Source organism: uncultured Campylobacter sp. (assembly GCF_938030685.1).
Lineage (GTDB): Bacteria > Campylobacterota > Campylobacteria > Campylobacterales > Campylobacteraceae > Campylobacter_B.
Window position 1 is genome coordinate 1 of the sequence record NZ_CALHHX010000098.1, and the last position, 10707, is coordinate 10707.

Annotated in this window: 10 protein-coding genes and 1 pseudogene; 3 read left to right on the forward strand and 8 right to left on the reverse strand. The window is 49.8% G+C overall.

Annotated features, from left to right (window positions below):
* Positions 1–432, forward strand: a pseudogene (locus tag Q0369_RS04610) (glutamyl-tRNA reductase); the annotation flags it as partial.
* Positions 422–2140 carry a proline--tRNA ligase gene (locus Q0369_RS04615; RefSeq protein WP_298096614.1) on the forward strand — a complete coding sequence of 573 codons (1719 nt, stop codon included), beginning with the start codon at positions 422–424 and terminating at the stop codon, positions 2138–2140. The pseudogene Q0369_RS04610 and the gene Q0369_RS04615, both read left to right, overlap by 11 nt.
* 551 nt (positions 2141–2691) lie before the next feature.
* Here the strand turns inward: Q0369_RS04615 and Q0369_RS04620 are convergent.
* The 4 genes from Q0369_RS04620 to Q0369_RS04635 all read right to left on the reverse strand — a co-directional run bounded on the left by Q0369_RS04620 (position 2692) and on the right by Q0369_RS04635 (position 5887).
* Positions 2692–3252: a hypothetical protein gene (locus Q0369_RS04620; protein WP_298096619.1), complete on the reverse strand. Its 561-nt coding sequence runs from the start codon at positions 3250–3252 to the stop codon at positions 2692–2694.
* Positions 3253–3673: 421 nt separating this feature from the next.
* The gene (locus Q0369_RS04625) at positions 3674–3979 is read right to left on the reverse strand and encodes a hypothetical protein (protein WP_298096622.1); all 306 of its coding nucleotides are present in this window, start codon (positions 3977–3979) and stop codon (positions 3674–3676) included.
* 574 nt (positions 3980–4553) lie between these two features.
* Positions 4554–5132, reverse strand: a complete 579-nt coding sequence (locus Q0369_RS04630) for an NAD(P)H-dependent oxidoreductase (protein ID WP_298096627.1) — start codon at positions 5130–5132, stop codon at positions 4554–4556.
* A 137-nt stretch (positions 5133–5269) separates the two neighbouring features.
* On the reverse strand, positions 5270–5887 hold the full coding sequence (locus Q0369_RS04635; RefSeq protein WP_298096631.1) for a Type 1 glutamine amidotransferase-like domain-containing protein: 618 nt from the start codon (positions 5885–5887) through the stop codon (positions 5270–5272).
* Positions 5888–5944: 57 nt separating this feature from the next.
* Between Q0369_RS04635 and Q0369_RS04640 the strand changes: the two genes are divergently transcribed.
* A complete protein-coding gene (locus Q0369_RS04640; protein ID WP_297995856.1) occupies positions 5945–6178 on the forward strand; it encodes a hypothetical protein in 234 nt (77 codons plus the stop codon).
* 81 nt (positions 6179–6259) lie between these two features.
* Here Q0369_RS04640 and lpxD read toward each other — a convergent pair whose 3' ends face one another.
* The 4 genes from lpxD to Q0369_RS04660 all read right to left on the reverse strand — a co-directional run bounded on the left by lpxD (position 6260) and on the right by Q0369_RS04660 (position 10619).
* Complete coding sequence (gene lpxD / locus Q0369_RS04645; RefSeq protein ID WP_298096636.1) at positions 6260–7210, reverse strand: UDP-3-O-(3-hydroxymyristoyl)glucosamine N-acyltransferase; 951 nt, start codon at positions 7208–7210, stop codon at positions 6260–6262.
* A gap of 31 nt (positions 7211–7241) precedes the next feature.
* A complete protein-coding gene (gene ilvN / locus Q0369_RS04650) occupies positions 7242–7712 on the reverse strand; it encodes an acetolactate synthase small subunit (protein WP_297916700.1) in 471 nt (156 codons plus the stop codon).
* 2 nt (positions 7713–7714) lie between these two features.
* Positions 7715–9409: an acetolactate synthase large subunit gene (locus tag Q0369_RS04655; RefSeq protein WP_298096640.1), complete on the reverse strand. Its 1695-nt coding sequence runs from the start codon at positions 9407–9409 to the stop codon at positions 7715–7717.
* 463 nt (positions 9410–9872) lie between these two features.
* Positions 9873–10619 carry a helix-hairpin-helix domain-containing protein gene (locus Q0369_RS04660; RefSeq protein ID WP_298096643.1) on the reverse strand — a complete coding sequence of 249 codons (747 nt, stop codon included), beginning with the start codon at positions 10617–10619 and terminating at the stop codon, positions 9873–9875.
* Between the last annotated feature and the right edge of the window lie 88 nt (positions 10620–10707).

Genomic DNA, 10707 nt, shown 5'->3' on the forward strand with positions numbered 1-10707 from the left:
GTTTACAGCGTCGATGATCTGGAGGAGATCGTAAAGAAAAATTTGCTGCTTCGCGAGGAGCAGGCGCAGATCGCTTACTCGATCGTAGCAAAATGCACGAACGAGTTTTTCAAATGGCTCAGAGCGGCGGCATCCACGCCGATCATCAAGGCTTTGCGTCAAAGCGCGAAACAAGTAGCCGAGCTAGAGCTAGCCAAGGCGCTTAAAAAGGGCTATCTAAAACACAGCGATGCGGAGGAGGCGCGCAAACTGATCCATCAGGTTTTTAAAGCGTTTCTGCACGCTCCGACGGTAAATTTAAAAAACCTCGGCGAAGCGGACGATGCTGACGGCACGGTAAACGTGCTGGTCGAAATTTTTGAACTGCAAGAAAACTACGAAAAATTTTTAAATCAAGAAAACGAGAAAAAGGACAGACAGAATGAAATTTAGCAAGCTTTTCGCTCCGAGCCTAAAAGAGGCTCCTAGAGACGCCGTATTACCTAGCCACGCGCTTTTGATCCGCGCGGGATTTATCGAGCAGCTGGGCAGCGGGCTTTATAATTTTTTGCCGCTAGGAAAGATAGTTCTGGAGCGGATCTACGCCGTCATCAGGCAGGAGATGGACGCTGCGGGCGCGCAGGAGGTCTCTTTTAGCGTCGTGACGTCTGCGGATGCGTGGAAAAAAAGCGGCCGCTACGCCAAATACGGCAAGGAGCTGTTGCGCTTCAAAGACCGCAAGGATAACGACTTCGTGCTAAGCCCTACCAACGAGGAAGCGGCGGTTTTGATGGTAGCGGATAAGATCACGAGCTACAAGCAGCTGCCGCTAAATATCTATCAGATCAATACGAAATTCCGCGACGAGGCGCGCCCTCGCTTCGGGCTACTGCGCGGACGCGAATTTATAATGAAAGATGGCTATAGCTTTCATGCAGACGCCGCGGATATGAAGCGCGAGTTTGAGGTGATGAGGCAGGCGTACTCGCGGATCTTTATGCGACTAGGGTTAAATTTCCGCGCGGTCGATGCGGATAGCGGCGCGATCGGCGGCAGCGGCAGCAAGGAGTTTATGGTACTAGCGGATAACGGCGAGGACGATATAATCGTGTGCAAACGCTGCGAGTATGCCGCAAATATCGAGGCTGCGCGCCGCGCGCCAAAAACTACGAACGCCGCAGCACCCGAAACCGACGGTATGATGAAATTTAAAACCCCTGCGATGAAAACGATCGACGCGGTCGCGGAATTTTTCAAAGTGGATAAATTCTACACCATCAAGGCGGTGATCAAAAAAGCGCTATACGAGGATCGCAGCGAGATCGTAGCGTTTTTTATCCGCGGCTGCGACGAGCTGCAAGAGACCAAGGCGCAAAATGCCGCAGGCGCGCTAGAGCTAGTCGATGCCAGCGAGGAGGAGATCGCACGAGCGGGCTTTACGGCGGGCTTTTGCGGACCTTTCGGACTCGGCGAGGGAGCTAAATTTTACATCGACGCCGAGCTAAAAGGAGCGCGCGAGATGATCGCGGGCGCGAACGAGCCGGATTACCACTACGTGGGCGCTAGCGTGATAAATTTTAACGAATCGCGCTTTGCGGATCTCGCCGCCGTGAGCGAAGGCGATGCGTGTCCGTGCTGCGGCGGCGAGCTTGGCGTCACAAAAGGCATCGAGGTGGGTCACATCTTTCAGCTCGGCACGCGATATTCCGAGCCGATGGGGGCGCGATTTTTGGACGCAAACGGCAAGGCTCAGCCGTTTTTTATGGGCTGCTACGGCATCGGCGCAAGCCGCCTTATCGCCGTGGCGATCGAAAGCAGCCACGACGAGAGAGGCTGCGTGTGGCCGCGCGAGCTGGCGCCTTTCGAGCTTGAGATCATCATCTCAAATCACAAAGATGCAGCGGCGGTAGAATTTGCCTCGCAACTATACGAGCAGTGCCGCGCATTGGGCGTTCGCGTACTGCTCGACGATCGCGCAGAGCGCTTCGGCGTGAAGATGAACGACTTCGAGCTGATGGGCTTTCCGTATGCGGTGCTCGTGGGAAAAGCCTTAGCAGAGGGAAGCGTAGAGTTCATCACCCGCGCAGGTCTAAAGCGGCAGAGCGTAAGCGCGGATGAAATTTTAAAATTTATAGAGAAAAAATTAGCCGAGGAAAATTAAGAAGCGTGTGAAAAATTAGCCCTAAATTTGGGCTAAATTTTGCCACCTATTTGAGAAATTTGCAGACCGATTTTTCTTGCGCTGCACAGCGTGAAATTTTATAAATTTACCGCGCTAGCCGCAACGAAAACAGGTTTTTGAACTCAGACGGAGGATAAAATTTTATAAATTTACTATGTTATCGCGTAGATATACTGCTCAAGGCACAACGATAAAATTTAAATTTTACGCTTAAGACCACGCAAGTAAAAAATAAAGAGTATGCGCTTCTGTCGCTCCCCGCAGGAGTTGCCAAAAACAAAATTCCGTGATAAAACTCTGGTCTCTACCCGCCCTTTTTCAAAACGATTTTAAAAAGTAAAATTTAAACCGCGATTTCACTTTTCAGATTTCGCTCTTTAAATTTAAGATTTAAATTTCGCGGCGCAGCGGACGCGTAAATTTAATCAGCGCGCAAAAGCCGATCCGAAATTTTACCGGGTTAAAATTTTGCCTAAATTTATTTGGCAACGACCGATTTAAATTTTATTCGTAGGTTTTTCGTAGTAGCCCTATTTGACGCGGTATTTTCTCCTCGCTATCCGAATCAAAACGATCTGAACGATCAAAAGCGCAAGCGCACCGCCGCTCCATTTCAAATATGTGATTCTATAGGAATCGGATATGTTATCGTAATAAAACCTGGTTGCAAAAGTATAATCGTATTTTAGAACCATTTGCCCGTCTTTAAGGGCGATCTGCCGTGCAAGGTCGGTATCACCCCCGATCCTTTGGTACCAAATTTTTACCTCTTTGTCGTATATCGCAGCCTTGTATCCATCTATCTCGGTACTATAAACATCTAAATAAAAACGCCTCTGTTTAAGCGCGCCATCCACCAAATTTAACTTATAATAACTAGTCCCTCTGCTCTTATTCGTTTGCACATATATGACGCGCCCCTCTATGGTCTGCAAATCCTCAGGGCTAGACGGCAGCACGGCCGTGTAGGACGTATACAGCGCCGCACTCGCACCAAGGATAAAAAACAGCAGCACGCATCTTAAAAGCGTATTCATCTGATTAAAGCTAGCGATCTTTTTTTCATCGTATTTTGTATCAAAAAGTATCAAATCTCTTTTGTTTAAATTTTATTTCGGCGCTTCATCCTGGCGCGCCGTAGCAGTATAAAAGCAGAGCTGCGTCGCTCCAAACTTTCGCGATCTTTAAATCCGCACTTCTGCAACTAATACGGCTCGGTTTTTTCCAGTGCCGTGAGCGATACAAGGCGCCGCTTCTACCAAAATTTAGCTTGGATTTTCATTCATTTTCATTCGACGAAGAGTAAATTTAAAAAGCGCGTGAAAGAAAATATTTCTCTTTTTAAATTTCGCTAAAATTTCATCCAAAATACGGCAAGCTCGTAGCCGCGGGGCTCGCCCAACCCGCTCAAGCTTTCAAATGCAAGCGTAACGCCGCTGTTTAAGTTTAACTCCAAACCCTCATCCGTTGCGCGCTCGCAATACTCAATCCGCTCACGATTTAAAGCGCTTTTTACGGCCGCAAGATCGATAGGGCAGAGCAGCCCGATAATATCCAAGGCTCTATTTCGATTTGCCCCGCCCTTGCGCCGCCGAAATCCAAAGGCTCACTTCTGAAATGATCCGAAAAAATCATAAAAATTTCGCTCCGAAAAAAGTGAAACTCAAAGGCGCCGTATCTTAAAATTTCAGCTCCAGTGCTCTTAAAGCTCGTGTCTGCGGGGCCAAACATCGAGGCGATCTGCGCGCAGCTCAAGCCGCTTCTTACGCCTGCAAACTCGCCCAAGCGAAAGAATTTAAGCATATCAATTTTTAGCATCTCTTCCCCCCGTAAACACACATCGCGCCTCTTAAAGCCACTAGCAGCACTGAACGGCACGCTAATAGTTACACTAGCCAGCCATCGCACTCATCCATGCTTAGGCACTCGCTGACATGGCACTAACGAGCAACGGCAAGCCAGACGCGTACATCACATAAAAGTGCGCCGCGTAAAATTTTATCTCGCGCCGAGCTAAAATACAGCGCATTTGCAAAATTTAAAACGATCGCAAAATGCCACGTCGTTTCGCAAGTTTTATTTCGCACAGACTTAAAAGCTGCGACAGCCGTATGAAATTTTATATAGTAACCGCATAAATCGCGCGCCGCAAGACTTGAAAATTCACACCTCCCGCACATCACGCAGCGTCAATCAGCCGAGCAAAGCTCGAATCTCGTGATTTACGAAAACTTCGCGCGTCGCAAGCCACACTCGAACAAGTACTGCTTGGCATTATTTTAAAATTTCACAAGCGTTGTAATATCCGACTTTAAGAAGCGATCTTATAAATCCGCTTTAGCTCATCTGGCGCTGTACTACGAGCAGATAAACTCGTTTGAGTCCGTTAAGGCTAGCCGAAAACCCTTTTTAGATGTGCTTCGTAATCCCTCATAAAGCGCTCTACATCGGGATTTTTAATGACGTCGTTGCACATAAACGTAGGTAGCCTTTTCGTGCCTAAAAACTCATTTATCTTATGAAAATGCAAATAAACGCCGTCCACGCCCACGCCCTCGAAAAAATCACCCGGCTTGTCAAACGCCTGAAGCGGCGCATTCCACGTAACGCTTAGCATATGCGATTTGCCCTTTATCAGTCCGCCGGTGCCGTATCCGTCGTTTGGACTCGCGCTGTGCCGTCCGTCGTTTGCCACTATCTTGCCCATGCCGCTCATAAACACCTCGTCGATATATTTTTTAACGACCCAGGGCTCGCCCATCCACCACGCGGGCATCTGCCAGATCACGGCGTCCATCCATAGAAATTTCTCCACCTCGCCCTCTAAGTCGTAGCCCTCATGTATCGTAGTTTCGCGCGTTTCGTGCCCTAGGGCTTGTAGTGTTTTTTTGGCTAGCTCGTGCAAAGTTTTGTTTAGCTTGCCGCCTTTGCCGTTAAACGGCGCTCCGCCGTTGATAAGTAGTATTTTCATTTTAATCCTTTGATTAAATTCATTCGTTAGCGACTCACCGCGCCTAAGTTCAAATTCCACCTCGCAGCCCTATGCGCAAATGTAAGCGTAAATTTTACGAAGCGTTTAATTACTAAATTTTACTTTCACGCTGCAGTTTAGCGCCCTAAAATTTCAAATTTATCGCCGTGCACCGCGATCGCTTCGGCGTTATTTATCGGTACTAAATTTAGCTTGCCGCCGTAAGCTTTTAAAATTTCAGCCGCGCTTTGCACGAACGGCTCCTCGCCGCAGTGCGGCACCGGGTAAAATTTAACCAGATCAAGCCCTGTTTGCGCCGCCGCTCCGTAGTCGCCCGCATCGTCCATCACGCCCGCGTACTCCACGCTGGGAGCTGTGATCATAGCGCCCGCCGACTCGCCCACGTAGATGAGCTCGCCGCTTCGGACGCGCTCGGCGATCAGACCTGCAAGACCTTTCTTTTTAAGTTCGCGCAAAAGATAAAATGTGTTGCCGCCACTTACGTAAAGCACCTGCGCCGCGCCGATCTTTGCCTTCGCTTCGGCCTCGCTCACCTTAGAAATATCCAAAATTTGAACCTCAAAGCCCATTTTGACAAACGCCTCTTTCGCCTCGTCCACGTAGTCTCGGTACTCCTCTACGTTTGCCGCAGTCGGGATAAAAAGCACCTCTTTAGCGCGGATATTTTGCCTCGCATAGTCCTCAAAAAGCGTCGCCGCGCCCGCAAAATAGGAGCATAAAAACATCTCTATCATCGTTTTTCCTTTAATTAAATTTGCGCTGATTTAAAGCGCTCGTAAAGCTCGGGCGCCATGACTGCGAGCAAACGTATTTCAAAACGAGTAGATCAAATTCTACCGCGCCCACAAAGCAAGCGCACGACAAAAAACGGCGCGGGCGAAATTCTGTCGATAAAAGGGCAAAATTTACCGCCGCAGCGGTTTGCTAACTATGCAAAAACCGAACGCAACGCAAACCACTCCACAATCGCCAACTGCCTGGCGATTTCAAACTTCACTGAAACGACGCGAGCCTGCTTAGATTAAGCTAGCTAGAGGAGTTGATCAGAGCGAACGATCAAAACGATCAAATCAAGCCAATCGATCTAATCAACCAAGGCAAAACGGCTAGTGCTTTTTATCTCTAAAAAATCTAACGATCTTAGCCTGAAGCTTGAACCACTCGCTAAGCTCCATTATAGGCTGCCCCGCGTAGTTTTTGCCGCCCGCCAGATCCTTGCTTATGCCGCCGCGCGCCGCGATCTGAGCGAAATCGCCCACGCTTACGTGCCCGCCGCTGCCGCTCTGTCCGCCCATCACGACGTTGCATCCAAGCGTCGTCGAGCCCGCAAGCCCCACCTGAGAGACGATGAGGCAGTTTTGCCCAAGCTCGCAGTTGTGCCCGATCTGAACGAGATTGTCGATCTTGCTACCCCGCTTAACGATCGTAGAGCCAAACACCGCGCGGTCGATCGTCGTGCACGCGCCGATCTCGACCTCGTCTTGCAGCACGACGTTACCGTTGTGATAAATTTTAACGTGCTCGCCCGTTTTGGTGTGCGCGTAGCCGAAGCCGTCGCTTCCGATGACGGCGTTTGCGTGGATTATGCAGCGCTCGCCGATGATCGCGTCATTATAGATGACGGCGTTTGCGTGGATCACGCAGCCGCTTCCGATATGCACGTCATCGCCGATATACGCACCGCTTAAGATGACGCAATCCTCGCCGATCGTGGAATTTGCGCCGATATGCACGTTCTGCCCGATCTGCGCGCTAGCGGCGATCTTTGCGGGCACGCCGCTGCGAATGAGCGGCTTAGCAAAATGCGCGCTTAAGACCGCAAAGGCTAGGTGCGGATTTTCGCACTCCAGCGCTCGCACGCCGTTTGGAACCGCAGTGCCGCACTTTACCAATACGGCGGCCGCTTTGGTGGCGGATAAAAATTTCTCGTTTTTGTCGCTGTCGCAGTAGCTCAGCTCGCTTTGCCTTGCGTTTTGAAGCGAATTTATCGCGGTGATCTCCGCGTCCGCTCCGTTAAGCTCTATATTTAAAATTTCGGCAATTTTGGATAATTTCATTTGCGCTCCTTTGATTAAATTTTATCGCCGCTTACATATCCAGCGCGACGCTACCGCCTCGGACGATGTCGATCGGATTGTATTTTTTTATCGTCTTTAAAAAGCCGTCGATGCGGTCTGCGTCGTCGCACGCCATGATGACGATCTTGCTGTCGTCGCTGTTTGCGATGCTGCCGTTGTAGGCTTTTAAAACCGCATCGAGCCCCGCTAAATTTTCGCCCAGCGCGATCTTTACCAAAACCATCTCCTTTTCGACAAATTTTGCATCATCGATGACCTTGTAGACGGGGATCAGCTTATGAAGCTGCTTAGTGATCTGCTCTATGACGCGCTCATCGCCCGAAGTGACGATGCTAAGGCGCGATAGGCCGGTATTTGGGATCGGTGCAACGGTAAGGCTGTCGATATTATAGCCGCGCCCCGCAAAAAGCCCCGAGATCCGCGACAAAACGCCGTGCTCATCGGTAACGACGACCGATATTACTCTTCTTATGCTATTCATCCTTACGACTCCTGCTCAAAAATCATATTATAAAGCGCGCCGCCTGCGGGCACCATCGGCCAGACGTTTTCGAAGCGATCGATCTTAGCCTCGATGACGCTTACTTTCTTGCTCGCAAGAGCCTGCTTCAGCGCGTCTTCAAATTCCGCTTTAGTGCTAACGCTAAAGCCTACGCCGCCGAAGCCCTCCGCAATTTTCACAAAATCGGGCTGCGAGCTAAGATCGGTCGATGAGAAACGCTGCCCGTAAAATAAGCTCTGCCACTGCCGCACCATGCCTAAGAAATTGTTGTTTAATACGATATTTACGACGTTTAGACCGCTCGCGCTCGCAGTCATCAGCTCTTGGATATTCATCAAAATCGAGCCGTCGCCGCTGAAATTTATAACCGGTCTATCTCCCGCATAGGCCTTCGCGCCCAATGCCGCGGGCAGGCCGTATCCCATCGTGCCCTGCCCGCCGCTACTTAGCAGCGTGCGCGGCTTGCAAAACGGATAAAACTGCGCGACCCACATCTGATGCTGCCCCACGTCCGTAGCGATGATAGCGTCCTCGCCCGCGATTTTTGCGGTACTTTGGATAACCCACTGCGGCTTTAAAATTTCATCGCTGTCGTTAAATTTAAGCGGGTGAATTTCATCGTATTTACGGATGAGCTCGCGCCACTGCTCGAAATTTTGAGGACTAACCTCGTTTTTAATGCGAGGCAGCATCTCCTCTAGCACCGATTTCACATCGCCCACGATCGGATAATCCGCGTTTATGATCTTTGAAATCGAGCTAGGATCGATATCGACGTGGATGATCTTTGCGTTTTTGCCGAATTCGCTAAGTTTGCCCGTGACGCGATCGTCAAATCTCGCGCCCAAGCAGATTATCAGATCCGACTCGCTAAGCGCCATATTTGCGGCGTAGCTGCCGTGCATACCGACCATGCCGAGGCGGTTTTTATCATCGCTTCGCATAGCTCCTAGCGCCATAAGGGTTTCAACGACCGGAATCTGCGCAAACTCGCTAAGCTCGCGCACCAGCTCGCTTGCGCCCGCGCTGATGACGCCGCCACCGATGTAGAGGATAGGCTTTTTGCAGTTTGCGATTAACTCGACGGCTTTTTTGATCTGTTTAGAATTGCCCTTATAATTCGGCTTGTAAGTCTGCATCTTGATTTCGCTAGGATATTCAAAAACGCCCAGCTTCGCCGTTACGTCCTTCGGCACATCGACATGCACGGGCCCCGGTCTGCCGCTGCGAGCGATGTAAAAAGCCTCTTTTAAAATTCTAGGCAGCTCTTCTATCGTTTTAATTAGATAGTTGTGCTTGACGCATGGGCGTGAAATTCCGATCGCATCGATCTCTTGAAAAGCATCGGTGCCGATAAGCGAGGTCGCCACCTGCCCGCTGATAAGCACGATCGGGATGCTATCGCTATACGCCGTAGCAAGCCCCGTAAGCGCGTTCGTAAAGCCTGGCCCGCTCGTGACGACGGCCACGCCGACCTTGCCGCTAGCGCGCGCGTATCCGTCCGCAGCCATCGCTGCGGCTTGCTCGTGGCGCACCAAAATGTGTCTGAAGTATTTTTGTTTGTAAATTTCATCATAAATATTCAGCGCCGCGCCGCCCGGGTAGCCGAAAACCACCTCGACCCCCTCCTGCCGCAACGCCTCCACGATCATCTGCGATCCGCTAATTTCTTTCATACGCCCATCCTGTTTCGTTGGAATAATTTTGTGATTATATTATTTTGTATATAAATTTTACGAATTTGAGGCGGTAGATCGAGTAAAATTTTAAATTTAATAACGGCGCAGACGGGGCAAAATTTCGGAATTTAGCGAGAGTAGAAAAGGCAAATTTAAAATTTAGCCATAAATTTAAAACGGACGGGATGTTCGGATTTAAAATTTTAAAGTACAGATTTTATCTTGACCAAACGCGGCACGGAATTTTTAACGTAAAATTTTAGCTTGAAATTTTACCACGCGAGGCTTAGATTAAATTTACAAAATTTTTTGGAATTTTATCGTAGCGCAGAGCGATACCTGCGTAAATTTTAAATTCTACGTTACGAAATTTTAAAATTTAGCCGTAAATTTAAGGGGGGGCGGAATCTCGATTTAAAATCCTAAAATTCCGCCCACGTAAAATTAAATTTTAAAAACCCTATTGCACGCCGACGCTAACGCAGTCGCCGCTTTGCGGATCGCAATTGCCGAAGCTTGTGACGCTACTGGATCTTTTCGAGCGGATCGTTCCCATATGCATAGGCACCGGCATGTTACGGCGCGAGCTGCCACCGATATCGCTATCGCTCATACTGCTAGAACTTCTCCTGCGAGAATAATCATCGCGAGGAGGCGGTGGCGGAGGAGGCGGTTTTATCCCTCCATGCGGCGGCGGAGGCGGAGGAGGCATCATGCCACCAGGAGGCGGGGGAGGCGGCGGCATCATACCACCAGGAGGTGGGAGTGGCGGAGGAGGCGGCATGCCGCCGCGTCTATCATATCCTCGTGGAGGTGGAGGCGGAAAAGTACCGGTTTCGGTAATAGTGATGCCGTTTCCGTAATTTTCCACGCGTCTATAAGTGGAGCCTCCGTAAACCGTGCGGGTGCGGGTCTTTTCGACCACGACTATGTCGCGCTCAGGCTGCACCGGCTGCTGCACGTTAGCTCTAGGCGATATTTCAAAGCTCTTCTGCAGTTTGGCGGTATCGTAACTTGCAAAGCCGTTGATGCCCTTTAGCTCATCTGCACTTGAAATTTCGCGCTTTTGGCGGTATTGCATAAGCATATCCGCCCTGCCCGCATCAAGCCCACCGATCGTCATCAGCTCGTAGCGACTAGCTTCGTTTATGTTGATTTTCGCCGCGGCGAGGCTCACTAAAAGAGCCAAAATCACTAAATTTTTCATGTGCGCTCCTTTGTTGGAAGTTACCAAATTCTAAACCCTCACGATAAATCTTTGATTAACACGCAAGCAAAATTTTGCTACAATTGCC

Excerpts from the sequence above, each read along its gene's own strand:
- ilvN (WP_297916700.1), bottom strand. The coding sequence starts at position 7,712 with ATGAATAGCATAAGAAGAGTAATATCGGTCGTCGTTACCGATGAGCAC.
- Q0369_RS04615 (WP_298096614.1), top strand. The coding sequence starts at position 422 with ATGAAATTTAGCAAGCTTTTCGCTCCGAGCCTAAAAGAGGCTCCTAGA.
- Q0369_RS04625 (WP_298096622.1), bottom strand. The coding sequence starts at position 3,979 with ATGCTAAAAATTGATATGCTTAAATTCTTTCGCTTGGGCGAGTTTGCA.
- Q0369_RS04655 (WP_298096640.1), bottom strand. The coding sequence starts at position 9,409 with ATGAAAGAAATTAGCGGATCGCAGATGATCGTGGAGGCGTTGCGGCAG.
- Q0369_RS04635 (WP_298096631.1), bottom strand. The coding sequence starts at position 5,887 with ATGATAGAGATGTTTTTATGCTCCTATTTTGCGGGCGCGGCGACGCTT.
- Q0369_RS04640 (WP_297995856.1), top strand. The coding sequence starts at position 5,945 with ATGACTGCGAGCAAACGTATTTCAAAACGAGTAGATCAAATTCTACCG.
- Q0369_RS04630 (WP_298096627.1), bottom strand. The coding sequence starts at position 5,132 with ATGAAAATACTACTTATCAACGGCGGAGCGCCGTTTAACGGCAAAGGC.
- lpxD (WP_298096636.1), bottom strand. The coding sequence starts at position 7,210 with ATGAAATTATCCAAAATTGCCGAAATTTTAAATATAGAGCTTAACGGA.
- Q0369_RS04660 (WP_298096643.1), bottom strand. The coding sequence starts at position 10,619 with ATGAAAAATTTAGTGATTTTGGCTCTTTTAGTGAGCCTCGCCGCGGCG.